The 26,110-nt window shown below is 67.0% G+C and carries 24 protein-coding genes; 18 read left to right on the forward strand and 6 right to left on the reverse strand.

Features of this window, described 5'->3' with window-relative positions:
* Positions 1-109: 109 nt before the first annotated feature.
* The gene (locus BN13_RS03140; RefSeq protein WP_048544363.1) at positions 110-1,390 is read left to right on the forward strand and encodes a M16 family metallopeptidase; all 1,281 of its coding nucleotides are present in this window, start codon (positions 110-112) and stop codon (positions 1,388-1,390) included.
* Positions 1,387-2,769 (forward strand): M16 family metallopeptidase, encoded by a 1,383-nt coding sequence (locus BN13_RS03145; protein ID WP_048544365.1) that lies wholly within the window; start codon positions 1,387-1,389, stop codon positions 2,767-2,769. Before BN13_RS03140 ends, BN13_RS03145 begins: the two co-directional genes overlap by 4 nt.
* 34 nt (positions 2,770-2,803) lie before the next feature.
* Here the strand turns inward: BN13_RS03145 and BN13_RS03150 are convergent, their stop codons facing one another.
* The gene (locus tag BN13_RS03150; protein ID WP_048548826.1) at positions 2,804-3,601 is read right to left on the reverse strand and encodes an inositol monophosphatase family protein; all 798 of its coding nucleotides are present in this window, start codon (positions 3,599-3,601) and stop codon (positions 2,804-2,806) included.
* A gap of 284 nt (positions 3,602-3,885) precedes the next feature.
* Between BN13_RS03150 and BN13_RS03155 the strand changes: the two genes are divergently transcribed.
* The 5 genes from BN13_RS03155 (at position 3,886) to BN13_RS03175 (ending at position 9,892) form a co-directional block, all read left to right on the forward strand.
* Positions 3,886-5,607 (forward strand): peptide ABC transporter substrate-binding protein, encoded by a 1,722-nt coding sequence (locus BN13_RS03155; protein WP_048544367.1) that lies wholly within the window; start codon positions 3,886-3,888, stop codon positions 5,605-5,607.
* Between the two features lie 201 nt (positions 5,608-5,808).
* Positions 5,809-6,735, forward strand: a complete 927-nt coding sequence (locus tag BN13_RS03160) for an ABC transporter permease (protein WP_048544369.1) — start codon at positions 5,809-5,811, stop codon at positions 6,733-6,735.
* Positions 6,728-7,660 carry an ABC transporter permease gene (locus BN13_RS03165; protein ID WP_048544371.1) on the forward strand — a complete coding sequence of 311 codons (933 nt, stop codon included), beginning with the start codon at positions 6,728-6,730 and terminating at the stop codon, positions 7,658-7,660. Before BN13_RS03160 ends, BN13_RS03165 begins: the two co-directional genes overlap by 8 nt.
* On the forward strand, positions 7,660-8,691 hold the full coding sequence (locus BN13_RS03170; RefSeq protein WP_048544373.1) for an ABC transporter ATP-binding protein: 1,032 nt from the start codon (positions 7,660-7,662) through the stop codon (positions 8,689-8,691). Before BN13_RS03165 ends, BN13_RS03170 begins: the two co-directional genes overlap by 1 nt.
* Positions 8,684-9,892, forward strand: a complete 1,209-nt coding sequence (locus BN13_RS03175) for an ABC transporter ATP-binding protein (RefSeq protein WP_084733535.1) — start codon at positions 8,684-8,686, stop codon at positions 9,890-9,892. The genes BN13_RS03170 and BN13_RS03175 overlap by 8 nt, the downstream gene beginning before the upstream one ends.
* A 27-nt stretch (positions 9,893-9,919) precedes the next feature.
* Here the strand turns inward: BN13_RS03175 and rsgA are convergent, their stop codons facing one another.
* From rsgA to BN13_RS03190, 3 genes are read right to left on the reverse strand one after another with little or no spacing between them, the layout of a single operon-like run.
* Positions 9,920-10,945, reverse strand: a complete 1,026-nt coding sequence (rsgA, locus tag BN13_RS03180) for a ribosome small subunit-dependent GTPase A (RefSeq protein ID WP_048544375.1) — start codon at positions 10,943-10,945, stop codon at positions 9,920-9,922.
* Positions 10,942-12,231, reverse strand: coding sequence for a 3-phosphoshikimate 1-carboxyvinyltransferase (gene aroA / locus BN13_RS03185; RefSeq protein WP_048544376.1), 1,290 nt, complete (start codon positions 12,229-12,231; stop codon positions 10,942-10,944). Before aroA ends, rsgA begins: the two co-directional genes overlap by 4 nt.
* Positions 12,218-12,760, reverse strand: a complete 543-nt coding sequence (locus BN13_RS03190; RefSeq protein WP_048544379.1) for a DoxX family protein — start codon at positions 12,758-12,760, stop codon at positions 12,218-12,220. The genes aroA and BN13_RS03190 overlap by 14 nt, the downstream gene beginning before the upstream one ends.
* Positions 12,761-12,847: 87 nt before the next feature.
* On the opposite strand from BN13_RS03190, the gene BN13_RS03195 reads away from it, so the two are divergent.
* The gene (locus tag BN13_RS03195; RefSeq protein ID WP_048544380.1) at positions 12,848-13,672 is read left to right on the forward strand and encodes an SOS response-associated peptidase; all 825 of its coding nucleotides are present in this window, start codon (positions 12,848-12,850) and stop codon (positions 13,670-13,672) included.
* Positions 13,673-13,704: 32 nt separating this feature from the next.
* On the opposite strand, the gene BN13_RS03200 is transcribed toward BN13_RS03195, so the two are convergent.
* Complete coding sequence (locus tag BN13_RS03200; protein WP_048544382.1) at positions 13,705-14,634, reverse strand: sugar-binding transcriptional regulator; 930 nt, start codon at positions 14,632-14,634, stop codon at positions 13,705-13,707.
* Between the two features lie 142 nt (positions 14,635-14,776).
* Here BN13_RS03200 and BN13_RS03205 point away from each other — a divergent pair, with 142 nt between their 5' ends.
* The 6 genes from BN13_RS03205 to BN13_RS03230 all read left to right on the forward strand — a co-directional run bounded on the left by BN13_RS03205 (position 14,777) and on the right by BN13_RS03230 (position 21,608).
* Entirely contained in the window at positions 14,777-16,141 is a 1,365-nt protein-coding gene (locus tag BN13_RS03205) for an ABC transporter substrate-binding protein (RefSeq protein WP_048544385.1), read from the forward strand.
* A 3-nt stretch (positions 16,142-16,144) separates the two neighbouring features.
* Positions 16,145-17,080 (forward strand): carbohydrate ABC transporter permease, encoded by a 936-nt coding sequence (locus tag BN13_RS03210; RefSeq protein ID WP_048544387.1) that lies wholly within the window; start codon positions 16,145-16,147, stop codon positions 17,078-17,080.
* Positions 17,077-17,940, forward strand: coding sequence for a carbohydrate ABC transporter permease (locus tag BN13_RS03215; protein WP_048544389.1), 864 nt, complete (start codon positions 17,077-17,079; stop codon positions 17,938-17,940). The genes BN13_RS03210 and BN13_RS03215 overlap by 4 nt, the downstream gene beginning before the upstream one ends.
* The gene (locus tag BN13_RS03220) at positions 17,940-19,421 is read left to right on the forward strand and encodes a mannitol dehydrogenase family protein (protein WP_048544392.1); all 1,482 of its coding nucleotides are present in this window, start codon (positions 17,940-17,942) and stop codon (positions 19,419-19,421) included. The genes BN13_RS03215 and BN13_RS03220 overlap by 1 nt, the downstream gene beginning before the upstream one ends.
* Positions 19,422-19,559: 138 nt before the next feature.
* Positions 19,560-20,969 (forward strand): xylulokinase, encoded by a 1,410-nt coding sequence (locus tag BN13_RS03225; protein ID WP_048544393.1) that lies wholly within the window; start codon positions 19,560-19,562, stop codon positions 20,967-20,969.
* Positions 20,970-20,978: 9 nt separating this feature from the next.
* Complete coding sequence (locus BN13_RS03230; protein WP_053079702.1) at positions 20,979-21,608, forward strand: alpha/beta hydrolase family protein; 630 nt, start codon at positions 20,979-20,981, stop codon at positions 21,606-21,608.
* Between the two features lie 9 nt (positions 21,609-21,617).
* Here BN13_RS03230 and BN13_RS03235 read toward each other — a convergent pair whose 3' ends face one another.
* Complete coding sequence (locus BN13_RS03235) at positions 21,618-22,160, reverse strand: ferritin (RefSeq protein WP_048544395.1); 543 nt, start codon at positions 22,158-22,160, stop codon at positions 21,618-21,620.
* 63 nt (positions 22,161-22,223) lie between these two features.
* Between BN13_RS03235 and prfB the strand changes: the two genes are divergently transcribed.
* The 4 genes from prfB to BN13_RS19535 form a co-directional block, all read left to right on the forward strand.
* The gene (gene prfB / locus BN13_RS03240) at positions 22,224-23,336 is read left to right on the forward strand and encodes a peptide chain release factor 2 (RefSeq protein ID WP_048548829.1); all 1,113 of its coding nucleotides are present in this window, start codon (positions 22,224-22,226) and stop codon (positions 23,334-23,336) included.
* Complete coding sequence (ftsE, locus tag BN13_RS03245; RefSeq protein ID WP_084733536.1) at positions 23,333-24,121, forward strand: cell division ATP-binding protein FtsE; 789 nt, start codon at positions 23,333-23,335, stop codon at positions 24,119-24,121. Before prfB ends, ftsE begins: the two co-directional genes overlap by 4 nt.
* A 3-nt stretch (positions 24,122-24,124) precedes the next feature.
* Positions 24,125-25,033 (forward strand): permease-like cell division protein FtsX, encoded by a 909-nt coding sequence (gene ftsX, locus BN13_RS03250; protein ID WP_157038406.1) that lies wholly within the window; start codon positions 24,125-24,127, stop codon positions 25,031-25,033.
* Between the two features lie 94 nt (positions 25,034-25,127).
* The coding region (locus BN13_RS19535; protein ID WP_162199905.1) for a hypothetical protein at positions 25,128-26,110 on the forward strand (983 nt) is incomplete at its 3' end.

The following is a 26,110-nucleotide window of genomic DNA, read 5'->3' on the forward strand; positions in this document are numbered from 1 at the left end:
GCAGTTAGTCAACTGTGGACACCTTGCAAGGTGTCCACAGTTGACTAAGTTGTGCTGAGTTGCCCCCGGGCCGGAGGTATGCCGAGCCCCGCGGCATAAGGTGTCCGGCATGCCGCTGGACTACCCCCTCGTCGAGCACACCCTCGCCAACGGTCTGCGGGTCGTCATCTCGCCCGATCACAGCGTCCCGACCGTCACCGTCAACCTCTGGGTTAATGTCGGGTCCCGCCACGAAGTCGCGGGCCGCACCGGTTTTGCGCACCTCTTCGAGCACCTGATGTTCCAGGGCTCGCGCAATGTGGCGTCGGGGGAGCACTTCTCACTCCTCATGGCCGCGGGCGGCCGCCTCAACGCCACGACGTGGTTCGACCGGACCAACTACTTCGAGACGGTCCCGACCGGCGCCCTCGACCTCGCCCTCTGGCTCGAGGCCGACCGCCACGGTCACCTCCTCGACGCCGTCAACCAGGCCAATCTCGACAACCAACGTGACGTGGTCAAGGAGGAGAAGCGCCAGCGCTACGACAACGTGCCCTACGGCAACGCGCTGCGCGATCTCTACGCCACGGTCTTCCCCGATGACCACCCCTATCACCACCCGACCATCGGATCGATGGCCGACCTCGACGCGGCGACCGTGGACGACGTCCACGACTTCTTCCGAGCCCACTACGGCCCCGACAACACCGTGCTCACCCTGGTCGGCGATATCGAGCCCGAGGACGGCATCGCCCGCATCGAGCGTTACTTCGCCGATCTGCCCGCCATCGCCCGCAGCCCGCGCCCTAACCTCCCGCAACTTGACCCGCTGAGCGAGCCCGCGCGGCATACGGTGATCTCCGAGGTCCCCAACGATCGCCTCTATCTCGGGTTCCGTCTCCCCACCGAGCGCGACCCGCGCTATCTCGCGGCCGCCCTCGCCATGGAAGCGCTCGCGGGCCTGTCGATGTCTCGTATGGTGCGCCGCCTCGTCCGCGGCGACCAAAGCGCCACGAGCGTCCAGGGTCACACGATGGGTTTCGTGGACGGGGTCTCCCTGGGGTTGCTCGCCGTCGATGTCACCGAGGGCGTGGACCCCAATGCCGTCGAGGAGGTGCTCCTGGAGGAGCTTCACCGCTTCGCCGACGAGGGTCCTAGTGAGGTCGAGTTGGAGGCGGCCTTGGCCGGCGCCGAACGCGGTTGGCTGTCCGACCTCGCCGCCCAGGACCAGCGTGCCGACGCCTTCAGCCACCAGGCGCTCCTGCACCACGACCCGGACTACGTCAACCGCTTCCTCGACGAACTCGCCGCGATCACCCCGGAGGGGGTGACCACCGCGGCGAAGGAGTGGCTCGATCCGCATTCCCGCGCCGTGGTCGCCTATCTGACCGGACAGGACGAAGTCGCATGAGCACCCTGACCGCCGCCACCAAGAACCCGGCCCCGTCCCCGCGCCCGGATGTCACCCCGCCGGGCCGCTGGGAATTCCCGGAGCCCACGACCTCGCGCCTGGACAACGGGCTGGCCGTCGCGGCATACGACATCCCCGGTCAGTACGTGCTTTCCGTCCGGGTCGTCGTCCCGCTCTCGACCCGAGACGAGCCTCGCGAGCACGAGGGCGTGGCCAGCCTGATGAGCCGACTGCTCGACGAAGGCACGCGCACCCACACCACGGACGAGTTCACGGAACTATTGGAGCGCAAGGGAATTGACTTCGGCGCGGGCCTGTCCGAGTCCGGTCTAACGGTCCACGGCGAGGTCTCCAAGCGCAACCTCACCGACGCGCTGGAGCTCATCCGGGAGGCCCTGGCCGAGCCCTCCTTCCCCGAGAAGGAAGTCACCCGGCTGATCCGCACGCGCCTCGCTGAGATCGAGCAGGAGCGGGCCTCGGCGCCGCACCGGGCGATGCGCGAGTTCGCGGCGACCTGGTTCGACTCCGCGGAGCGCGCCTCCCGCCCGGCGGCCGGCACCCCCGAGACCGTCCGCGGCCTGACCCGGCACGAGGTCGTCGCCTTCCATCAGGCGCATGTCGCCCCCAACGCCGCGACCGTGGTCATTGCCGGCGACCTCGACGGCTTGGACGCCCACGCCTTGGCGGCGGATGTCTTCGGTGCCTGGTCGCCCGCGCCGGTCGCGCAGCCACAACTGCCGACCCCGTCGCGTCCCGGGGACGACCGTCTTCGAATCGTCCTGGTCGACCGCCCGGGCTCGGTGCAGAGCGAGATCGTCGTCGGCTGCGCGGGCCCCGATCGCCGCGTCGCGCCGGCGTGGGCGGCATACCCCGTCCTGTCCTTCCTGATTGGCGGCTCCCCGAACGCCCGCGTGGACGCGGTGCTGCGGGAGGACAAGGGATTCACGTATGGAATGCGTTCCTCCTTCCGTCCTCGGCGCGCCGGTGGGCTCTTCCTCACCACCGGATCGGTGCGCACGGAAGTGACCGCGCAGGCTTTGGGACTGTTGCTCGGCATCCTCGACGATGCCCGCGACGGCTTCTCGGCGCAGGAGACGACCGACTCGGTGGACTTCATCCGCAACACCGCGCCGGCCCGCTTCGCCACCGCCGATGCGGTGGCCGACGAGGCTGCCGGACTGTCCCTGGACGGTCTCCCGCCGACCTTCACCACGGCCAATCTCGATGCGATGGGGGAGTTGACCCCCGAGGCGCTGCGGGCGGCATACGACAGATTCGTGGACGGCCAGTGGTGCGTCGTGATCGTCGGCGACGCCAGTGCGTATGCCGATTCCATCCGCGCGCTCGGGCGCGGCGAGGTGTCCGTCGTCCCCAACTAGGCGACGCGAGACAGTGGGTTAGATAGGCCCGCGGCTACGGGGCCCGCAACTCCGGGGTCAAGGCGTGCAGCACCTCGTCGTGCAGCAGCCCGTTGGTCGCCAGCCCGCTGCCGCCAAAGGGACCGGGCCGGCCGTCCAGCGAGGTGAACCGGCCGCCCGCCTCCGTGACGATCGGGACCAGGGCGGCCATGTCGTGCAGCGCCAACTCAGGCTCGGCCGCGATGTCCACCGCGCCTTCGGCGAGCAGCATGTAGGACCAGAAATCGCCGTACGCGCGGTTGCGCCAGCAGGCGTCCATCATCCCGAGCATGGCATCGAGGCGGTCGGTGGCGCGCCACGAGACCACGTCGGAGATCGAGATGGAGGCGTCGGCGAGGCGGCTGACGCCGGAAACCTTCATCGGCTTGGCCGAGGTCAGCGCCCGTCCCGTCCACGCACCGGTCCCCTTAGCGGCCCACCACCGCCGGCCGATGGCCGGCGCGGCGACCAAGCCCATCACCGCCTCGGGCCCGTCCATCAGCGCGATCAGCGTTGCCCACACCGGCACGCCGCGAACAAAGTTGTTGGTTCCGTCGATCGGATCGATCACCCAGCGGCGCGGACCGTAGCCGGTGTCCGGCATTTCTTCGCCGTGCACGGCGTCGCGGGGACGGGTTCGCCCGAGCTGCGCGCGGATGACCTGCTCCGCGGTGCGGTCGGCGTCGCTGACCCAGGTCGCATCGGGCTTGGTGTCCACGTGCAAGTCCTCGGCCTTGAAGCGCGTCATCGTGACCCGTTCGACGGCATCCGCGAGGACGTGGGCGAGCCGGAGGTCGTCGTCATAACCGGGCATGCCCTCAACGTAGCGCCCAGGGTCGATGACCTCGGGGACGCGCGACAGCGCCGAAGTCGTCGTGTGCGGGCGAATTGGGCGCAGAATCACCCGTCAACGGGGTTTGCGCATCACATTTGTGCATCGACGGGCCGGTGCTACTCCCCAATCCCCGGGAAAGGGGACTTAAAGTGGCGCAGGTGCCGTGCCCAGGTTCGGCATTTCCGAACTCAGGCCTCGACCGAGACTGGTTCGACCAGCGCCTCGGGAGCGGGGCGATGACATTCCATGTAGGAGGAACATTCATGCGGGGAACCACTCGCACTGTGGCGATCGCCGGCGTTTCGGCGCTCGCGCTGCTCACCGCCGCTTGCAGCGGCGACAGCGGCAACGGCACCAGCTCTACCAGCGGCAACGCCAGCGCCTCAAGCTCCGACTCCGCGACCGGCGCGGCCGGTGGCGAGATCAGCATCTCCGGTTGTACGCCGCAGAACCCGTTCATCCCGGCGATGACCAACGAGACCTGCGGTGGCGACATGCTCGACGAGGTGCTCGCCCGCCTTGTCCACTACAACTCCGACGACGCCAAGCCCGAGCTCGACCTCGCGGAGTCGATCGAGACGACGGACAACCAGAACTTCACGGTCAAGCTGAAGCAGGGCCGCAAGTTCAGCGATGGCACCGAGGTCAAGGCCGCCAACTTCGTCAAGGCGTGGAACTGGAACCGCGCCGGCGCCAATGGCACCCTGAACTCTTACTTCTTCGACGTGATCGACGGCGCAGCCGACATGGACTGTGGCCTCGTCAAGGTCAAGGACAAGGACACTGGTGAGGACGTCGAGCAGCCCGACTGCGAGAAGAAGCCCGCCGCGTCCGAGGAACTGTCCGGTCTGAAGGTCGTTGACGACTACACCTTCACCATCAAGACCACCGAGAAGGTCTCGAACCTGCTTGTGCGTCTCGGCTACTCGGCCTTCGCGCCGCTGCCCGACTCGTTCTTCGCCGACAACGGCAAGGCCTATGGCGCCAAGCCCGTCGGTGCGGGCCCCTACATGATGGAGTCCTACGACCCGGCGACGGGCGCGGTGCTGGTCAAGAACCCCGACTACACCGGCGACTTCGCGGGCAAGGTCGACAAGATCACCTTCAAGATCTACCAGGACACCGAGGCGGCCTACAAGGACGTCATGGCCAACCAGACCGACCTGCTCGCCGCGCTGCCGGCCAGTGCCCTCCAGGGCGAGAAGTACAAGTCGGACCTGCCCGACCGCACGGCGGAGAAGGCCACCGGCACGATCGCGACGATCACCTTCCCCTCGCCGAAGGCCGACAAGACCTACGCCAACCCGGACCTGCGCAAGGCGATCTCGATGGCGATCGACCGCGACACGATCATCAAGACGATCCTCGCCAACACGCGCCAGGCAGCGACCGGCTGGGTCTCCCCGGTCGTGGACGGCTACAAGGCCGACCAGTGTGGTGAGTACTGCAAGTACGACCCGGCGAAGGCGAAGGAGCTCTTCACCAAGGCCGGCGGCTACAACGGCACGATCTCCCTCGGCTACAACGCCGATGGCGACCACAAGTCCTGGACCGAGGCCGCGTGCAACTCCATCAAGGACGCGCTCGGGGTCGAGTGCAAGGCTCAGCCGTACCCGGACTTCTCCACCTTCCGCACCCTGATCACGGACCGGAAGATGAAGGGCATGTTCCGCACGGGCTGGCAGATGGACTACCCGTCCATCGAGAACTTCCTCGCGCCGATCTACGGCACGGGCGCCGGCTCCAACGACGGTGACTACTCCTCGGAGAAGTTCGACACCCTCATCAAGGAAGCCGCCGCGGCCGCAGACCCCGCGATGGCCAACCAGAAGTACCAGGAGGCCGAGGCTCAGTTGGCCATCGACTTCCCGAGCATCCCGATGTGGTACGGCAAGGCCATTGCTGGCTGGTCCGAGAACGTCGAGAACGTCAAGATCACGCCGTTCGGCACGATCGACCTCGCTGCGGTCACCAAGAAGGCCTGACCTCTCAGCACCGTTCTGCGGCCCGCCGACCCCGTCGGCGGGCCGCAGCCGTTCGGCCCTGATCTATACGCCCGGTCCTCGCCCCGATCATGCGGCCAGACATCACATTTCGCGCTCCCGCACCTGGCAATACCGAACCCTGCCGAGTAGGGTCATCCCCGGTGCGGGCCGCGCCACCCGACACAAGCCAAGGAGGGCACGATGACCAAGTACATCGTCCGTCGGCTGCTCCAGATGATCCCGGTGATCATCGGGTCCACCTTCTTGATCTTCGCCATGGTGTTCGCGCTTCCCGGCAATCCCCTTGCCGGCAAATGCGGTGAGCGACCGTGTCCACCGGCCTTCGTGGAGAAGTTCCGGGCAGATCACAATCTCGATGATCCGCTGCCGATCCGCTATGTGAAGTACCTCGGCGACCTCGCGCACGGCAACTTCGGAACGACCTTCCAAGGTCTGAACGTTCTTGACGAGTTGCAAAAGCGCTACCTGATCACGGTCAAGCTCGCGGTCATCGCGCTGCTCTTCGAAGCCATCATCGGCGTACTCGCCGGTGTGCTCGCGGGCATACGCAAGGGCAAGTTCATCGACAACCTCGTGCTCGTCTCGACCCTTGTCGTCATCTCGATCCCGACCTTCGTCATCGGCTCACTGGCCCAGACCATCTTTGGCGTCAAACTCGGCTGGTTCCCGGTGACGACACCCAGCAAGCCGGGGTGGTACGACCTCCTCTTGCCTGGCCTGGTGCTCGGCTCGCTTTCGTTGGCGTATGCCGCGCGGCTCACCCGAACGAACCTCGCTGAGAACCTGCGGGCCGACTATGTGCGCACCGCCGTGGCGAAGGGTCTGTCTCGACCTCGCGTCATCGGCGTCCACACCCTGCGCAACTCCCTCATCCCGGTGGTGACCTTCCTGGGTGCCGACTTCGGCGGCCTGCTCGGCGGCGCGATCATCACCGAGCGCATCTTCAATATCCGCGGTGTCGGCGGCTACATCTTCCAAAGCATCAACTCCCGCGATGGAACCGCTGTGGTCGGGGCGGTCACCATGCTCGTGATCGTCTATCTGTTCATGAATCTCCTCGTAGACATCCTCTACGGCGTCCTCGACCCAAGGATTAGCCATGACTGACCAGACCGGAATCATCGTTGCCGAAGGTGCGGTGGCGCAGGAGGCCGACAACGTCGGCCAAGCTCAGTCCCTCACGCAAGAGGCCTGGCGCGAGTTACGCCGCAACCCGCTCTTCATCATCTCGCTCATCCTGATCGCCATCTTCTTGGTGATGGCGGTCTTCCCGGGCTTGTTCACCAACACCGACCCGGCCAAGGCGACGCTGAAGTTGAGTGCGACACCCCCAAGCGCCGATCAGTGGTTTGGGCGCGACCTTCAGGGCTACGACGTCTATGCCCGGACGATTTATGGAGCCCGCGCCTCGATCGTTGTGGGAGTGATGGCGACGCTGTGCACGTCCTTGCTCGGCGTCATCATCGGCACCCTGGCCGCGTTCTACGGGGGCATCCTCGACACGCTGGTCATGCGGCTTACGGACGTCTTCTTCGCGATCCCGTTCCTGCTGGGTGGCATTCTGTTCATGTCGACCTTCCCCAACACCGTGAACTCGGGCTATTGGTCCGTGGTCAGCAAGGTCGTGCTCGCGCTGTCCATCCTCGGCTGGCCGAGCATCGCCCGACTCATGCGCGGCGCGGTCTTGCAGGTCAAACCGAATGATTACGTTCAGGCGGCCCGTGCATTGGGCGCCAGCCCGTGGCGGATCGTCCGCAGTCACATCCTGCCCAATGCAATGGCACCCGTCATGGTCGTCTCGATGATCAACCTCGGCGCCTTCATCGCCGCCGAGGCGTCGCTGAGCTTCCTCGGCATCGGCTTGGTCTCGCCGGCGATCAGCTGGGGTGTGGCGATCTCGGACTCGCTCAGCCTCATCCGGACGGCGCCGTGGATTCTGATCTTCCCCAGCATTTTCCTCTCGCTCGCCGTGCTCGCCTTCATCATGCTCGGCGATGCGGTGCGCGACGCCTTCGACCCGAAAGGCCGCTGATGGCAACGGCAACGGCGCCGACGGCGCACACCTCGGAATATCAACCCCAGGACGGGCTCCTGCTGGAGGTCGAGGACCTGCACGTCGAGTTTCACACTCGCTATGGGGTTGCCAAGGCCATCAACGGCGTCAATTTCTCCGTCCGGCAGGGGGAGTGTCTCGCCATTCTTGGCGAGTCGGGCTCCGGCAAGTCGGTGACGGCGCAGGCGATCATGGGCATTCTCGACATGCCGCCCGCCAAGATCCCCCAGGGTTCCGTCAAGTACTGCGGCCACGACCTGTTGACGATGCCCGAGGATCGGCGACGCAAGACGCGCGGCCCGGAGATCTCGATGATCTTCCAGGACGCCTTGAGCTCGCTGAACCCGACCTTCCCGGTCGGCTGGCAGATCGCCGAAATGTTCCGCGAACACCGCGGCATGAACAAGTCGGATGCCTACGCTCAGGCCGTGCGCCTGATGGAACGCGTGTCCATCCCGGCGGCCAAGCAGCGCGTCAAGGCCTATCCGCACCAGTTCTCCGGGGGCATGCGCCAGCGCATCATGATCGCGATGGCAATCTCGCTCGATCCGGCGGTGCTGATTGCCGACGAGCCGACGACCGCGCTCGACGTCACCGTGCAGGCCCAGATCATGTCGCTGCTGCAGGAGTTGCAGCAGGAACGGCACATGGGCCTCATTCTGATCACGCACGACCTCGGGGTCGTGGCCGACGTTGCCGACCGCATCGCCGTCATGTATGCCGGACGGATCGTCGAGCAGGCCGACGTTCGGGACATCTATGCCAAGCCGGCACACCCCTACACCAAGGGTCTGCTCGACTCGATTCCGCGTCTTGACCTCAAGGGGCAGGAACTCTCGGCCATCGGCGGCCTGCCGCCGAACCTCATGCACATCCCGCCGGGCTGCGCGTTCAACCCGCGCTGCACGATGGCGCAGGACATCTGCCGCCGCGACCGGCCCGAGTTGGTCGAGGTGGGTCCCCACCGCAAGGCCGCCTGCCACTTCAGCGAGGAGGTCCTCAATGCCTGAGGTGATTCTCAAGGCCACCGACCTGGTCAAGTACTACCCGATCAAGGGCGGCATCCTGCAACGCACGGTCGGCCAGGTCAAGGCCGTCGACGGCGTGAGCTTCGATCTGTATGCCGGGGAAACCCTCGGCATCGTCGGCGAGTCCGGTTGTGGCAAGTCGACCCTCGGCCGCCTGCTCATGCGCCTGGAGGAGCCGACCTCGGGCACGGTCGAGTTCATGGGCAAGCGGATGCACGACCAGTCGTCGTCCGAGATGCGCAAGATGCGCCGCGACATCCAGATCGTCTTCCAGGACCCCTACACCTCGCTGAACCCGCGCAAAACGGTCGGCGACATCATCGCGGAGCCCTTCGAGATTCACTCCGACGTCGTCCCCAAGGGCGGCCGCCGCAAGGCCGTGCAGGAACTCTTGGAGAAGGTCGGCCTCAACCCCGAGCACATCAACCGCTTCCCGCACCAGTTCTCCGGCGGGCAGCGTCAGCGCATCGGCATCGCCCGCGGCATTGCGCTCAAGCCCAAGGTCCTCATCTGCGACGAACCGGTGTCCGCGCTCGATGTGTCTGTGCAGGCCCAGGTCGTCAACCTAATGGAGAAACTCCAGACCGAGTTGGGGCTCTCTTACGTCTTCATCGCACACGACCTCTCCGTCGTGAGGCACATTTCTGACCGCGTCGGCGTGATGTACCTCGGCAAGATGGCGGAGTTGGGGACCGAGGACGAGGTCTACGACCGGCCGACACACCCATACACCCAGGCCTTGTTGTCGGCCGTCCCCGTGCCGGATCCGACGTTGCGCGGCAAGCGCGAGCAGATCGTCCTCACCGGCGATGTGCCCTCTCCGGCGAACCCGCCCAAGGGCTGCCGTTTCCACACCCGGTGCTGGAAGGCCCAGGAGCGCTGCAAGACCGAGATCCCGGTCCTGGAGATGCGCCCGGACGGCTTCGACGGTCACCTCTCGGCCTGCCATTTCGCCGAGCCTCGCGTCATCGTCGACACCTTGGTTGCCGACAACAGCGGGTTGCTCTTCGACAAGGGCACGGCGGACGACTCCGACGTCCAAGACCGCACTGGGGCTCCGGTACCGGAGACCATCCAGGACTGGGTTGGAGAAGGCGTGGGCCCGGCCCGGACCGAATCCATCGACCGCGAGGTGGATGCGTATGCCGAGCACACCCGCCCCGAGGACTACCCCCGGGCCTAAGGCTCGGCCTCCGGCCTGCCGATGACGTCAGTCGCCCTGCTGCGGGTTGCGTGCCCGCAGCAGGCGACGGAGGCTCTCCAACCGAGACGGCCCGGCCGGTCCCGCCTCGCCTGAGGAAACAAAGGCGTCGAGGCCGCACTCCGGCTCGTCGTGGGTGCAGCCGCGCGGGCAGTCCTGCGTGCCGGGCTCCAGGTCGGGGAAGTTGTGGATGATGCGGTCGGGGTCAACGTGAGCCAGCCCGAACGAGCGGATGCCGGGGGTGTCGACCACCCACCCGCCGCCGGGCAGCGCCAGTGCCACCGCCGAGGTGGACGTATGCCGCCCACGTCCCGTCACGGCGTTCACTCGCCCGGTCGCCCGGTCGGCTTCCGGCACAAGGGCATTCACTAGCGTGGACTTGCCGACGCCCGAGTGTCCGACGAGCACGCTGATGCGATCCGCCAGGCGCGCGCGAAGCTCCTGAAGGCCGGCGAAGTCCCCGTCCGCGCCGTGGCTGCTCGTGACCACGCAGGGGACGTCGAGCGGCGCATACTGGCTCAGGAAATCGGCCGGGTCGGTGAGATCGGACTTGGTCAGCACCAGCAACGGATCCATGCCGGCGTCGTATGCCGCGACCAAGCACCGATCGATCAGCCGGGGCCGGGGCTCCGGGTCGACCAGGGCGGTCACGATGACGAGTTGGTCGGCGTTGGCCACGATGACCCGCTCGACGGGATCGGTGTCATCCGCCGTGCGCCGCAGGACGCTGCGGCGTGGCTCGATCCGAACGATGCGTGCCAACGCGTTGGGATCGCCTGATGTGTCGCCGACCAGCGCGACGTGATCGCCCACCACCACGCCCTTGCGGGCGAGTTCCCGCGCCTTCATCGCCATGACCAGCGTCGACTCGCCCCCGTCAGGCTCGATCAGCGTGGTGTAGCGGCCACGGTCCACTGCCGTCACCAACGCAACGACGGCGCTCTCGTGCCGGGGGCGGTCCTTCGATCGTGGTCTTGAGCCACGCCGGTTCGGGCGGACCCTGACATCGTCCTCGTCGAGGTCGCGGCGGCTCACCGAGGACTGCCGGCGAGCATGTCGGACCAGAGGCGAGTGAAGGTCGGCAAGGTTTTGGCGACAGTGGCGGGGTTCTCGACCAGCACGCCCGGCACGGCGAGCCCGAGGACCGCACCGGCCATGACCATGCGGTGATCGGCATACGTGTGGAAACGGCCGCCGCGCAACGGGCGAGGGCGGATCCGGAGCCCGTCCTCGGTCTCGGTGACGTCACTGCCGAGGCCATTGAGTTCACGGGCGAGGGCGGCGATCCGGTCCGTCTCGTGGCCGCGGATGTGCGCCACCCCGCGGATGATGCTGGGCCCGTCGGCCAGCGCGCACAGCGCTGCAACCACCGGGGTCAACTCGCTGGACCCGGACAGGTCGATGTCGAGTCCGTTGATAGAACCGGTCCCGGTCACGGTGAGACCAGTGCGGTCGAGGTGCACGTCGGCACCCATGATGTCCAGGATGTCGCGCATTGCGTCGCCCCCCTGGGTGGTCCACTGCGGCCATCCCGGGACGTGGATGCGCCCACCGGTGACCAGGGCGGCGGCCAAGAACTGTGCGGAGTTGGAGAGATCGGGTTCGACCACCACATCGAGCGCCCCCACCTCGCCCGGCTCGACGCGCCACGTGTGCACCTGGGAATCGTCCACGATGACGCCGGCATCACGCAGGGTCTCAACGGTCATCTCGATGTGCGGCAAGCTCGGGAGGGTCTTGCCGTCGTGGAGGACCGTGACGCCTTCGTCGTAGCGCGCCCCGGCGAGCAGCAGCCCCGAGACGAATTGTGACGAGGCGGAGGCGTCGATGGTGACGTCGCCGCCCCGAACGCGACCGACGCCGGCTACGCGGAATGGCAAACTGCTGGCACCCTCCTCGATCGTGACGCCGAGAGCCCGCAGTGCGTCCAGGATCGGCGCCATCGGCCGGACCCGGGCGTGCTCGTCACCGTCGAAGCGGACGGGCCCGCGGGCCAAGCCCGCAATCGGGGGGACGAAGCGCATCACATTGCCGGCCAGTCCGCAGTCGACGGTGCCGCCTCCGACGAAGGCGGACGGGGTGATCAGCCAGTCATCGCCGTCGAGGTCATCGACGCGGACCCCCAAGGTCCGCAGGGCGCCGGCCATGAGCTCGGTGTCGCGCGACCGCAACGGCCGCCGCAGCCGCGACGGGTCCTGCGCCAGCGCCGCAATGACCAGATAGCGGTTGGTGAGGGATTTGCTGCCCGGCAGGACGACGGTGGCGTCGACCGGCCCAGTGGAGGTGGGTGCGGCCCAGTCGGCCGGATCAGCGGAGGGCATCGTGGGCTTGGGCCACCTTGAGCCGGGCTTCCCGTTTGGCGGTGCGCGCGGCATACCGAGCGTCCTTGCGGGCCGAGACGGCGGTGCGCTGAGCGCTATCGCCGATCATGCGGGCGCGATAGGCCAACCCGGGCTTGCCCTCGGTGTCGACAGCGGCCAGCAGGAGGCCGCCGATCAGCCCGACGTTCTTCAGGAACTGCACCTTGTTGTTGGCGCGGGTGGCGGGCTCGGTGTCCTCCCAGAACGGATGCCCGGCTACGGTCGTCGGCACCATCGCGGCCGCCAAACCCAGCGCACTCAACCGCGGCACCCGCCCGGTGGCCAGGAGGGCACCCCCAGCAACCATCGCCGCACCATTGGCGCGCACCAGCAACTCGGGGTCATCCGGCAGACCCAGGGGAGCCGCGAGCGAGCGGACCAAGGGCTCGGCCTTGCGGACCCGTCCGCCGGGGTGGCGTAGGGCATCCAGCCCACCCACGACAAAAATGGCGGCCAGCATGGGCCGAGCGATCTTGCGGACCAAGCTCATCGGAGTGCATTCCTTCTGTCGGCGACAACTGCTCCTACCGTAATCGCTGGGCACGCCCGTGCGACGTTAACCAGAGAGGGGATACCCGTGTGTGGACGGTATGCCGCGAGCGGCGACCTCAGCGAACTCGTCGAGGAGTTCGACATCGAGCTGGATCGGCATGACGAACCGACCGCGTCGCTCTTGAAGAACCCACAGGACCCTCCTGCCGGGGCTCCGGACTGGAATATGGCACCGACGAAGCAGGCCCCCGTGGTGCTCACTCGGTCGGACCCGGACAGCGGGGAGCAGCGGCGCCAGCTCCGGCTGCTCACGTGGGGGCTGGTTCCGTCGTGGGCGAAGGACCCGTCGGTCGGCGCCCGGATGATCAACGCCCGCGCCGACACCTTGGCGGACAAACCGGCCTTCGCCCGGGCCCTGGCGGCTCGGCGTGCCCTGGTCCCCGCCCAGGGCTGGTATGAGTGGCAGGCGTCGCCGACCGCCGTGGACGCCAAGGGCAAGCCCCGTAAGCAGCCGTTCTTCATTCACCGCGGCGACGGGACGACCTTGGCCATGGCGGGCCTGTACGAGTTCTGGCGAGACAAGTCGGCGCCGGCGGACGACCCGGCCGCGTGGGTGGTCTCGTTCACGATCATCACCACCGAGGCAGAGCCCGGATTGGACCGGATTCACGACCGGCAGCCGCTCGTCTTGGAGCCGGAGGACTGGAAGCGGTGGCTCGATCCGTCTCTGACCGATCCCGAGGGGGTCGCGGATCTCTTGTCGTATGCCGCGCCGGGCCGGTTCGCGGCATACCCCGTCGGTCGGGGGGTGAATTCCAATCGCAACAATGGTCCGGGCCTGATCCTCCCGGCCGCGCCGGCGGAACTCATCGGGGTGGTCGACCCGATGACCGGTGAGGTGATCGGCTGACCCTTGATCCCGCACCACTCACCCCACACCACTCACCCCTGGAGCATGCGGCGGGCGACCTCACTGTCGACGACGAGGGAATCGACCAGGCCACCGAGGACACTCGCGCGGATCGTCTCGGCCTTGGCCGCGCCATACGCAACCCCAATGACCTCGGGTATGCCGCGCATCTGTTCCGCTGTGATGGTGAGCAGCCGCTCGTCCAGGGGAGTGGCCACCGGCTGGCCGGCGGCGTTGTAGAACACCCCGGCGACCTCGCCGATGACGCCGAGAGCCGAGATGATCTCGCGATCCTCCTCGGACGTGGCATTCCAGATTGTCGAGGTGCGCGGCACCCACCCGCCGATGCCGACGACGGCGAGGGTCACGCGGGGGATTTGCTCCATGGCCTCGGCGACGCTCGGCTGTCGACGAAGGGCCAGCGCGGACTCGGCGTCATCGAGCAGAAGTGGGGCATAGAACACGTGACTCTCCCCGCCGGAGAGTCGGGCAGCCCGGCGCACGAGGTCGACCGGGCTCGTCTCACCGGGGATCACGAGCGACCCGCTGAGTTGAATGACCGGAATCGGGGGGAGTGCCGGGAGAGCGGCGATCATCTCCGACACGGCACGCGCCCAGGGCAACCCTAAGACATCGTCTCGGGTGACGATTTCGGCAAGAAGTTCTGCCGCCGCGGCCCCGACAAGATGCCTCGCGGAGTGCTCGTCCTGGGCGACGACGACGACGCAGTGGTGGAGGCTGAACTGTTGCTGGAGCTGCGCGGAGAGGTCCGGATCGATCGGACCTTGTTGACCAATCTCGATGCGTACCAACCCATTTTCCCGCGCAGACTCCAGAATCCGAGCCACTTTGAACCGGCTGATGCCCAAGGCTGCGGCGATTTCCACCTTGGATTCGCCGGCCAAGTAGTAGCGCCGCGCGACGGCAGCCGCCATCACTAGCTCCGACGGTCCCAGTTCCATCGCCGCGACACCTCCGCTCACTATCCGTCTGAACAGTTCACAAGTGATGCGGACCACACTTTACTCATATGTGCGCCAGTCTGCTCAAGTGAGCAGCACAAGGCCGTCCCGCTGGGGGATGGTCACTCAACGAGGAGGACGCATGGCTTCGAAGAAGTGGTTGGTGCTCACCAGCGCCACGGCGATGGTCGCAACGGCTCTGGCCGGCTGCTCCGGGGCCGGTGGCGGCGGGGGCGGCGGCAACGCGAGCGGTGGCAGCGGCAGTGGCGGGGCGGTCAACGTCCTGATGGTGAACAACCCCCAGATGGTCGACCTGCAGAAGCTCACGGCCGACAACTTCACCAAGGCGACCGGCATCAAGGTCAACTACACCGTTCTCCCCGAGAACGACGTCCGCGACAAGATTTCGCAGGAGTTCTCCGCGCAGGCCGGTCAGTATGACGTGGCCTCCCTCTCGAACTTCGAGATCCCGATCTACGCCAAGAACGGCTGGGTCGCCGACCTGACCGACAAGGCCAATGGCGACTCGGCGTTCAACCAGGGCGACATCATGAAGTCCATGACGGACTCGCTGTCCTACGAGGGTAAGATCTATGGCGAGCCGTTCTATGGCGAGTCGTCCTTCCTGATGTACCGCAAGGACCTCGTCGAGGCCAAGGGCCTCACCGTCCCCGACAAGCCGACTTGGGCCGAGGTCGCCGACCTCGCCGCCAAGCTAGACGATGGCACCACCAAGGGCATTTGCCTTCGCGGTATGCCGGGCTGGGGCCAGATCTTCGCCCCGCTCACCACCGTGGTCAACACCTTCGGTGGCACGTGGTTCAACGAGGACTGGACGCCGGGCGTCAATGCGCCGGAGTTCAAGGAAGCCGTGAACTTCTACGTGAACCTGGTCAAGGAGCACGGCGAGGCGGGCGCTCCGCAGGCGGGCTTCACCGAGTGCCTCAACAACACCATGCAGGGCAAGACGGCCATGTGGTACGACGCCACCTCCGCTGCGGGCTCGCTGGAGTCGGCCGACAGCCCCAACAAGGGCAAGTTCGGCTACGCCGCGGCGCCGGTCAACAAGACCGCCAGCTCCGGCTGGCTCTACACCTGGGCTTGGGCGGTCCAAAAGGCCTCGAAGAACCAGGACAACGCCTGGAAGTTCATCGCGTGGGCGTCCTCGAAGGAGTATGAAGAGCTGGTCGGCAAGCAGCTCGGCTGGAGCCGCGTTCCCGCCGGCAAGCGTTCGTCGACCTACACCAACGCCGACTACCTGAAGGAGGCCGGTGCGTTCGCCGAGGCCACCAAGGCGGCCATCGAAGGTGCTGACCCGAACAACGCCGGTGTCCAGAAGCGTCCGGCTCCCGGCATCCAGTTCATCGACATCCCCGAGTTCCCCGACCTGGGAACCAAGGTGAGCCAGCTCGTCAGCTCGGCCATCGCCGGCCAGATGACGGTGGACGAGGCGTTGGACCAGGGCCAGAAACTCGCCGAGGCGGTTTCCGCGAAGTACAAGAAGTAGCCCATGACGACGACCCCCACCAAGGGGGCCGGGGTCGCAACGCCGAAGAGAAGCAGCCTCCAGCGCTCCGGCGACTGGGCGCGGAGGATGCCTCTCCTCCCGGCGATGGCCTTGGTCCTGATCGTCACGCAGTTGCCATTCGTGGTGACGATCATCGCCTCGTTCATGAACTGGAACGCCTACTACCCCGAAGAGCGGGGTTTCGGCGGACTGGCCAACTACAAGACGGTGCTGACCGACCCCGGTGCCCGCAAGGCCATCTGGGTCACGGTGCTGCTCACCGCTGCCGTCGTCATCATTTCGCTGTTCCTGGGCTTGTGCATCGCGCTTCTGCTGGACCGGAAGTTCCGGGGCCAGGGGATCGTGCGGACGATGATGATCACGCCCTTCCTCATCGTGCCGGTCGCGGCCGCACTGTTGTGGAAGCACGCGCTCTACAACCCCGAGTACGGCCTCTTCAACGGCATGTTGACGAAGCTGTTCGGGAAGGGCGCGGCGCAGCCGGACTGGATCAGCCAACACCCGATGTGGTCGATCATCTTCGCCATCGTCTGGCAATGGACGCCGTTCATGATGCTCATCCTGTTGGCCGGTTTGCAGTCGCGGCCGATGGATGTCGTCGAGGCGGCCCGCATTGACGGGGCGAGCAGCTGGCAGATCTTCACCAACATGACGCTGCCGCACCTGCGGACCTATATCGAGCTCGCGGGACTGCTCGGGTCGATCTATGTGGTGCAGAACTTCGACCACGTGTTCACGATCACCGGTGGTGGTCTGGGTACGGCGAACCTGCCTTACTACATCTATCAGACCTTCTACACCGCGCATGACTACGGGCTTGCCTCGGCAGCCGGCGTCATCGTGGTCATCCTGACCAATATCGTCTCGACCATCGCGCTGCGAACGGTCTTCAGCATCTTCCGGGAGGAGAAGCGATGAGCACCAAGACGGCGACACTGGCCAACGGCCAGCAGGTCAACTTCAAGCAGCCCAATCGCGGCGGGATTCTGCTGACGATCCTGGCGTGGGTTGTGGGCTTGCTCTTCGTCTTCCCCGTGTTGTGGATGGTTCTCACGAGCTTCCACTCCGAGGCCGATGCGGCGACCAATCCGCCCTCGTTCACCGCGCCACTGACCCTGGCCGGTTATCGCAGCTTCTTCGAGAGCGCGCCGTGGCCGTCGCTGATCAACTCCGTCATGGCCAGCGTCGTCTCGACGCTGCTGGTGCTCGTGCTGGCGTTCCCCGCGGCATACGCGCTGTCCATCCGGCCGGTCAAGCGGTGGAATGACGTGCTGTTCTTCCTCCTGTCGACCAAGTTCCTGCCCGTGGTCGCCGGCCTGCTGCCGATCTACCTGTTCGCGCAGAAGGTCGGGATGCTGGACAACATCTGGCTGCTCATCCTCTTCTACACGGTGATGAACCTGCCGATCGCGATCTGGATGTTGCGCTCCTTCCTCGCGGAGGTCCCGAGCGAAATGCTCGAGGCCGCCGAGGTGGACGGGGCCGGGCTGATCCTGACGCTGCGCAAGGTCGTTGCCCCGGTTGTCATGCCGGGTCTGGCGTCCGCCGCGCTGATCTGCTTCATCTTCAGCTGGAACGAGTTGCTCTTCGCCCGAGTCCTCACGGGCACGGTCTCGCAGACGGCCCCGGTGTACCTCACGTGTTTCGTCACCAGCCAGGGCCTGTTCTTGGCCAAGGTGTGTGCGGCCTCGCTCGTCGTGTCGCTGCCGGTGCTCGTTGCCGGGTTCGCGGCGCAGGACAAGCTGGTCCAGGGTCTCTCGATGGGTGCGGTTCGCTAATGGGTGCTCCCATCGCACTGAGCACGGCCACTCTCGGCGGGCTTCCCGCCGAGGTTGCCGTGCCGGCGTATGACCGTGCCGGCGTCACCCCCGGCATGGTCCACTTCGGCGTCGGCGGCTTCTTCCGCGCCCACCAGGCGATGTATCTCGAGCGGTCGATGAACGCCGGTCACGATCACGACTTCGGCATCGTCGGGGTCGGGACGATGCCCGGCGATGCGCGGATGCGCGATGCGATGAAGGCGCAAGATTGCCTTTACACGCTCGTGGTCAAGCACCCCGACGGGTCGCGCGATGCGCAGGTCATCGGGTCGATGATCGACTACCTCTTCGCCCCGGACGACCCGCAGGCGGTGCTCGACCGGTTGGCGGACCCCGCCACCCGAATCGTCTCGCTCACGGTCACCGAGGGCGGCTATCACGTCAACCAGGTCACCGGGGAGTTCGACCCCAAGGGCGCCGCCCTGGAGGCCGACTTGGCCGGCTCGGGTCTGCCGCAGAGCGTCTTCGCCTTCATCACCGAGGCCGCCCGGATGCGCCGGGAGGCCGGCACCGCGCCGTTCACAGTGATGTCTTGCGACAACCTCCCCGGCAACGGGGACGTCGCCAAGAAGATGATCCTGGCGTTCGCGGCCATGAAGGATGCCGAGCTCGCGGAGTGGATGGGGGCCAACATTCCCTTCCCCAATTGCATGGTCGACCGGATCACCCCGGTCACCCAGCAGGCCGATATCGACGATCTCGCCGAGCGGTTCGGGGTCGCCGATGCCTGGCCGGTTGTCTGCGAGCCCTACACCCAGTGGGTCCTAGAGGATCACTTCGCCACGGGCCGCCCGGCATACGAGGAAGTCGGCGTCCAGATTGTCGACGACGTCGTTCCGTATGAGTTGATGAAGTTGCGGCTGCTAAACGTGAGTCACCAGGCGTTGTGCTACCTCGGCTATCTCAGCGGTTACCGCTACGCCCACGAGGTCTGCCAGGACGAGTTGTTCGTGAAGTTCCTGTTGGGCTACATGGAGAACGAAGGAAGTCCGACGTTGCCGCCCGTCCCGGGTGTGGACCTCGACGCCTACCGTCACCAGCTGGTCGAGCGCTTCGCCAACCCCGAAGTTCGCGACACGCTGGCGCGGCTGTGCGCCGAGAGCTCGGACCGGATCCCGAAGTGGCTGGTCCCGGTCATTAAGACCAATCTCGAGAACGGCGGTCAGATCGATCGGTCGGCCCTCGTGGTGGCCTCCTGGGCACGCTACGCCGAGGGCGTTGACGAGCAGGGTGAGCCGATCGAGATCGTCGACCGGTTCAAGGACAAGGTCATGGCCGCGGCCGCGGCCCAGTCCGAGGACGACCTCGCGTTCTTGCGGGATGCCGACTTCTTCGGTGACCTGGCCGACAACGAGCGGTTCACCGCGGCATACCGACGCTTCTTGGCTTCACTGCACGAGGCGGGGGCGCGAGCGACGCTCGAAGCCCTCGAAAACTGACCCGCGGGGCAACCGGCGGCATGTGCCGCCACAGAAGGGCCGGGCTTGTCGCGATGCGACAGGCCCGGCCCAACCCGTGGCACAAGGTCTCGTGCTCGTGCCTACGATTGCGAGAACAGCATCAATGAGGAGCGTGTGATGAGCGGTTCGCTGGTCGCGGGCGTCGACAGTTCGACCCAGTCCTGCAAGATCGTCGTCTGCGATGCGCAGACCGGCGCGGTGCTCCGAACCGCTCGGGCGCCGCATCCCGATGGGACCGAGGTCGATCCGCGGGCCTGGTGGGATGCCTGGAGCGCCGCGAGTTCGGACGGGATCCTCGACGGCGTCGAGGCGATCGCCGTCGGCGGCCAGCAGCACGGGATGGTCACCCTGGACGCTGACGACGACATCGTCCGGCCCGCGTTGTTGTGGAACGACACCCGCTCGGCCAGGGCCGCCGCCGATCTGGTCGAGGAGTTCGGAGGCGCGCAGGCCTGGGCCGACCAGATCGGCATCGTGCCGGTGGCGGCGATCACCGCGACCAAGCTGCGCTGGCTGGCTCGCCACGAGCCGGACAACCTGAGCCGCACCAAGACATGCGTGCTGCCGCACGACTGGCTCACCGGGCGTCTGCTCAAGGAGTCCGGCACCTTCGAGCGGTGGACCACCGATCGAGGTGACGCCTCCGGCACGGGCTACTGGTCCGCCCATACGCAGGACTATCGGGCCGACGTCATGGAACTCGCCATGGGTCGCACCATCGACGTGCCGGAGGTCCTCGCCCCCAATGCCGTGGCCGGGCGCACCGCCACGGGCATGATCGTCGGGCCGGGGACCGGCGACAACATGGGTGCGGCGCTTGGCCTCGGGCTGGCACCGGGCGACGTCGTCGTCTCGCTGGGCACGAGCGGCACGGTCTTCGCTCGGCACGATCATGCGGTGGCTGATGCGACCGGAGCCTTGCAGAGCTTCGCCGACGCCGAGGGCGGCTACCTGCCGCTGTTGTGCACCCTCAATGCCGCCCGCGTGATGACCGCCGGCGCCGCCATGCTCGGCGTCGACCTGGCCGGGCTGGATCGTCTCGCCCTTGCCGGCACGCTGGGAGCCGGCGGCCTGACCCTGCTGCCTTATCTCGACGGCGAACGCACCCCGAACCTGCCGTGCGCCGCGGGGACCTTGACCGGCCTCACCCGCGCCAATGCGACCCCGGAGAACCTCGCCCGCGCCATCGTCGAGGGCATGTTGCTCAATCTCGTCGCCGGTGTTGACGGGCTCCGCGCGGAGGGCGTCGACGTCCGCCGCGTCCTGCTGATCGGGGGCGCGTCCGCCTCAGTCGCGGTCCAGGACATTGCCCCGCAACTGTTCGGTGTTCCGGTCGCCATCCCGGCCGCGGGCGAGTATGTCGGCATCGGTGCCGCCCGGCAGGCTGCCTGGGCGTTGTCGCAGGCCGACGCTCCGCCGGTGTGGGAGATCAAGGTCGACGCCGAGGCCGAGCCCGGTTCCGCCGACGCCGGAGCCGACGTGGTGGGTCGCTACCGGGATGTCCTGGCCACGATGCACGGGATCTGACGGGGTCCCGTGGCGGAGATCAGGGACCTGCCGACAGAGCAGGGTCCAGGACGCGGGCACATCTATTCGGCGGACGTGCCCGCGCGCGCCGACATCGTTCTCGGTCATGGCGCGGGTGGCGGCATCGGCGCCGCCGACCTGATGCTGCTGGCGTCCTCGCTGCCCGGGCATGGCTACCGCGTCATCCTCATCGAGCAGCCGTGGAAGGTGGCCGGTCGCAAGATCGCCGGCCGGCCGCCGACCCTCGACGCCGCGTGGCTCCCGATGCTCGCCGGCCTCGACCTGTCCGACAGGGTCGTGGTGGGTGGTCGCAGCGCGGGTGCGCGGGTGGCGTGCCGCACGGCATACGACGTCGGGGCCTCGGGAGTGCTGTGCCTGTCCTTCCCGCTGCACCCGCCCGGCAAACCCGAGTCATCGCGAGCGCACGAACTCCGAGCGCCGGGGGAGCGCGGCATACCCGTGCGGGTGATTCAGGGCAGGGCCGACCCGTTCGGGACGCCGGCCGAGGTGCGGGCGGAACTCGCGAACCCCGAGTGGGTCATCGAGGTCGCCGGGGCCCACTCCTTCGGGCGGCGGCCGATAGACGTGCTCGACGCCGCCCTGGCCGTGCTTCCGGCCCTCATCGGGGCCGACGCCTGACGCGGACGCTCAGAGCGCCCCACCGGCCGCGGGGGGTGCACTCGGGTCGATGCCGTTGTCGCCGACGGTCTCACGGGCCAGGTGCTCCTCGATCTGGAACCAGTCATCGCCCGCGCGATTGGCAATGGTCAGCAGGGTGTTCATCGAGGACACCTCTTCGACCTGCTCCTTGAGGAACCACATCATGAACTGCTCGCCGAGGGCGTCGTCCTCGTGGCGCGCGGCCCGGAAGAGGGCTTCGACCTGGGATGTCACCTGCTTCTCCTGCGACAGCGCCAACTCGATGGGCTCGCGGGGATTCGAGAAGTCCGTCAAGACCTCATCGATGCCGGTGATCGCGACGGTGAGGTCGCGATCAAGCAGGTATTGAACGAACATCATCGCGTGGTTGTGCTCCTCGACGCTCTGCCGATAGAAGTGCGCGGCCAGGCGGGGGAGGTCGTGATCGTCGAACCACACGGCCAACGCGATGTATTGCTGGCTGGCGGTGAACTCGTTGCGCACCTGGGCGCGAAGGAGGTCGGCAAAAGTCGACCAAGAGGATTCGGGCATGTGTCCCAGCCTACGCGGCGGGTCGGACGGCTCGCGTAGGCCGCTGACGTACCCTTGCTGATCGTGGCTAGCGACTTCACCCAAGACATCCGCGACTTGCGCGCCACGATGGCGTCGGTCCGCGAGGTTGTCGATCTCGACCGCCTGGCCGCGACCATCTCGGACCTCGAAGCCAAGGCCGGTGATCCCGACCTCTGGGACGACCCCGACAGCGCCCAGAAGGTCACCTCTGCCCTCTCGCGGGCAATCGCCGAGCGCGACCGGATTCTCGACTTGGATCAGCGCATCGACGACCTTGAGGTTCTCGTCGAACTCGGTCAGGAGGAGGCTGACGAGGCCACGATGAACGAGGCCGAGCGCGAGCTCACCTCTATCCGCGGCGCCGTCGGCGAACTCGAGGTCCGCACGCTGCTGGCGGGGGAGTATGACGAGCGCGAAGCCGTCGTGACCATCCGCGCCGGCGCCGGTGGCGTGGACGCGGCCGACTTCGCCGAGATGCTCCTGCGGATGTATCTACGCTGGGCCGAGCGCCACGGCTTCCCGACCAAGGTGATGGACACGTCATACGCCGAAGAAGCCGGGCTCAAGTCGGCGACCTTCGAGGTCAACGTTCCGTATGCCTACGGCAATCTGTCCGTCGAGGGCGGGACGCACCGGCTCGTGCGGATCAGCCCGTTCGACAACCAGGGCCGGCGACAGACAAGCTTCGCGGCAGTCGAGATCATCCCGCTGATCGAGACCACCGACCACATCGACATCCCCGAGAACGAGTTGAAGATCGATGTCTTCAGGTCCTCAGGGCCCGGTGGGCAGAGCGTCAACACGACCGACTCGGCCGTTCGGATGACGCACATCCCGACGGGCATCGTCGTCTCGATGCAGAACGAGAAGTCGCAGATCCAGAACCGGGCCGCCGCCCTGCGGGTGCTGCAGTCGCGCCTGCTGCTGCAGCGCCAGGCGGAGGAGGCCGCGGCGAAGAAGGAGATGGCCGGGGACATCAAAGCCAGCTGGGGTGACCAGATGCGTTCCTATGTCCTGCAGCCTTATCAGATGGTCAAGGATCTGCGCACCGGTCACGAGGTCGGCAACCCCCAGGCGGTCTTCGACGGCGATATCGACGACTTCATCGAGGCCGGCATCCGGTGGCGTCGTGGTCAGGAGGACAACGCCGAGTGATCCGCTTCGAAAACGTCACGAAGGTCTATCCCCGTGGCACCCGGCCCGCTCTTGACGACGTCTCGATGGAGATCGAGCGGGGCCAGTTCGTCTTCCTCGTCGGACCGTCTGGGTCTGGCAAGTCGACCGTCCTGCGCCTGGTGATCCGCGAGGAGCCGACGACGTCCGGATCGGTGCTGGTGGCCGGGCACGACCTCGGCCTGTTGGCGCCACGGAAGGTGCCGCGGCTGCGTCGCCAGATCGGCACGGTCTTCCAAGACTTCCGGCTCCTCCCCAACAAGACCGTCGCCCAGAATGTCGCCTTCGCGCTTCAGGTGCTCGGCAAGCCGACCAAACTCATCCGCACGCTCGTCCCGGAGACGCTCGAACTCGTGGGCCTGGAGGGCAAAGGCCGGCGTATGCCGCACGAGCTCTCCGGCGGTGAGCAGCAGCGCGTGGCCATCGCCCGGGCGGTCGTCAATCACCCGGCCGTGTTGCTCGCCGACGAACCCACCGGCAACCTCGACCCCGCCACCAGCCTCGACATCGTGCGGTTGCTCGCCCGCATCAATGCGACCGGCACCACGGTCTTGATGGCCACCCACGACAACGTCATCGTCGATGAATTCCGCCGCCGGGTCATCGAGCTCGACAACGGCAAGATCGTGCGCGACGAGGCGGAAGGCAGCTACATCCCGAAGGAAGTTGTGACCCCCGTCCCTGCCCCCGAGTTGGATCCCGACGATCTGTGGAGTCCCCCGGACGAGACCGACTGGGCCGACGAGGTCGTGCGAGGGGAGGGCTGAGCCGTGGGTGTTCGCTTCCTGCTCGGTGACGTCTGGGTCGGCCTGCGTCGCAACCTCTCGATGGCCGTCTCGGTCGTGCTCGTCACGATGGTCTCGCTCTACCTGCTCGGTCTCGGGCTCTTGGCCCAGCGCCAGGCCGATGCCATGAAGGGCTATTGGTATGACCGTGTCCAGGTCTCGATCTTCCTGTGCTCCAACGGGACTCGGCAGGCCAACTGCGGCGGGATGCCGGTCACCGAGGACCAGAAGGCCACCATCAAGGCTCAGCTGGAGGAGATGAAGCCACTGGTCAAGCAGGTGTTCTTCGAGTCGGAGCAGGAGGCGTTCGACCGCTTCTCCGAGCAGTTCAAGAACACCCCACTGGTCGGCAATATCAAGCCCGGCGTGATCCCGTCGAGCTATCGCGTGCAGCTGAGCGACCCGACCCGATACGAAGTCGTGGCGAGTGCCTTCCAGAACGCCCCCGGCGTCGCTTCCGTGCAGGACCAGGAGAAGGTCCTCAAGAAGTTTTTCACTGTCATCAACTACGTGACGCTCTTTGCCGTCATCGTGGCGGCGCTCATGGTGCTCTGCGCGACCTTGCTGATGGCGACCACCATTAGACAGGCGGCCTTCACCAGGCGACGAGAAATCGGCATCATGCGCCTGGTGGGGGCCTCGAACTTCGCCATTCGCACTCCGTTCATCGTGGAAGTCGTGGTCGCGGCGCTGGCCGGCGCGGCGTTGGCGGTCGGGATGCTCTGGGCCACAGTGCACTTCATCTACGCGAAGTACCTCACGACGATAGTGCTCAACGAGGCACTAATCTCGGCGACGGATGTGTGGGCGATCGCGCCCTATCTCGCCGGCGGTGTCGTCGCGCTCGCGGTTGTCACCTCGACGGTCACGCTCTGGCGCTACCTGCGGGTGTGACCCCCCGGCCGGCACGGCCGGACACGGACGACACTGACGCCGACATCGCGCGAGATACCCGACTGGCCCAGCCCCCGTGCGTACCATGGCGGCGATGTCTTCTTCCCCCCGCTCTCGCGTCGCCGTCTCGTCCGCGCTCCTCGCCGCCTGCCTCGGCGTGTCCGTGGCCCTCTCGGCGACCGCTCGCGCCGACCTTGCCGACCAGAAGGACAAGGCCACCAAGGCGCTCGCGGCGACCAAGAACCAGATCGACGCGGCCAAGGACGATCTCGCCGACACCTCCGCCCAACTCCAATCGGCGTATGCCGACCTGGCCGACTCCCGCGGTCGCCTCCCCGGTGCCCAGAACGCCGTTGCCCAGGCGCGCGCCGCTGCCGACGCGGCGCGGCTGCGCAACGCGCAGGCGATCGCCGACCTGCAGGCGGCTCGGGCCGCCGAGGCGAAGGCCAATGATGACCTGGAGGCAACGTCCGCCGAGTTGGCCGACACCCGTGACGAGGTGGACGGATTCGCGGCCCAGCTCTATCAGGAGCAGGGGATGGGCTCGTTCTCTCTCACCCTGGGAGCCAGCGACGCGCAGGATCTGGCCGACCGGATGGCGATGGCCGACAACGTCGCGGACATTCAGCAGGGAGCCATCGAGCAGCTCTCCGCCTCGACTGCCGATCTGACGGCCAAGCAGGCTCGACTCCAGGCGGCCCGCGACAAGGTTGCCCAGCTCCAGCGCGAGACCGAAGCTGCCGCAGCGGCGGCCAAGGCCGCTCAGGGGCAGGCCGAAGCCGCACAGGCCGAGTTGGAGTCGTTGATCGCCGAGCAGGCGGCGGCGGCGGACAAGCTTGACGCCGAAGCAGCCAAGGAGAAGCAGCGGCTCGTTGACCTGAAGGCCGACTCGGATGCCCTCACGGCCAAGCTCGCCGACATCGGGAAGCAGCAGGCGGCGGCAGAGGCTGCGGCGGCGGCCGCTGCCGCGGAGGCAGCGGCAAACACCAACAACAACAGTGGCGGCACCAGCAACGCGCCGACCGAGAACCCCGCCCCGCCGGCCTCCGGCGGCTTCCTGTCCGCGCCATCGGCGGG

The organism is Nostocoides jenkinsii Ben 74 (assembly GCF_001046875.1).
Taxonomy (GTDB): domain Bacteria; phylum Actinomycetota; class Actinomycetes; order Actinomycetales; family Dermatophilaceae; genus Nostocoides_A; species Nostocoides_A jenkinsii.

Coding starts and splice junctions, on each gene's coding strand:
- BN13_RS03150 (WP_048548826.1), bottom strand. CDS start 3,601: ATGCCCGGTTATGACGACGACCTCCGGCTCGCCCACGTCCTCGCGGAT.
- BN13_RS03190 (WP_048544379.1), bottom strand. CDS start 12,760: ATGAGCTTGGTCCGCAAGATCGCTCGGCCCATGCTGGCCGCCATTTTT.
- BN13_RS03235 (WP_048544395.1), bottom strand. CDS start 22,160: ATGCCCGAATCCTCTTGGTCGACTTTTGCCGACCTCCTTCGCGCCCAG.
- BN13_RS03140 (WP_048544363.1), top strand. CDS start 110: ATGCCGCTGGACTACCCCCTCGTCGAGCACACCCTCGCCAACGGTCTG.
- BN13_RS03200 (WP_048544382.1), bottom strand. CDS start 14,634: ATGGAACTGGGACCGTCGGAGCTAGTGATGGCGGCTGCCGTCGCGCGG.
- BN13_RS03165 (WP_048544371.1), top strand. CDS start 6,728: ATGACTGACCAGACCGGAATCATCGTTGCCGAAGGTGCGGTGGCGCAG.
- BN13_RS03220 (WP_048544392.1), top strand. CDS start 17,940: ATGGGTGCTCCCATCGCACTGAGCACGGCCACTCTCGGCGGGCTTCCC.
- BN13_RS03145 (WP_048544365.1), top strand. CDS start 1,387: ATGAGCACCCTGACCGCCGCCACCAAGAACCCGGCCCCGTCCCCGCGC.
- BN13_RS03215 (WP_048544389.1), top strand. CDS start 17,077: ATGAGCACCAAGACGGCGACACTGGCCAACGGCCAGCAGGTCAACTTC.
- aroA (WP_048544376.1), bottom strand. CDS start 12,231: ATGCCCTCCGCTGATCCGGCCGACTGGGCCGCACCCACCTCCACTGGG.
- BN13_RS03210 (WP_048544387.1), top strand. CDS start 16,145: ATGACGACGACCCCCACCAAGGGGGCCGGGGTCGCAACGCCGAAGAGA.
- BN13_RS03205 (WP_048544385.1), top strand. CDS start 14,777: ATGGCTTCGAAGAAGTGGTTGGTGCTCACCAGCGCCACGGCGATGGTC.
- BN13_RS03175 (WP_084733535.1), top strand. CDS start 8,684: ATGCCTGAGGTGATTCTCAAGGCCACCGACCTGGTCAAGTACTACCCG.
- BN13_RS03160 (WP_048544369.1), top strand. CDS start 5,809: ATGACCAAGTACATCGTCCGTCGGCTGCTCCAGATGATCCCGGTGATC.
- BN13_RS03225 (WP_048544393.1), top strand. CDS start 19,560: ATGAGCGGTTCGCTGGTCGCGGGCGTCGACAGTTCGACCCAGTCCTGC.
- BN13_RS03170 (WP_048544373.1), top strand. CDS start 7,660: ATGGCAACGGCAACGGCGCCGACGGCGCACACCTCGGAATATCAACCC.
- BN13_RS03155 (WP_048544367.1), top strand. CDS start 3,886: ATGCGGGGAACCACTCGCACTGTGGCGATCGCCGGCGTTTCGGCGCTC.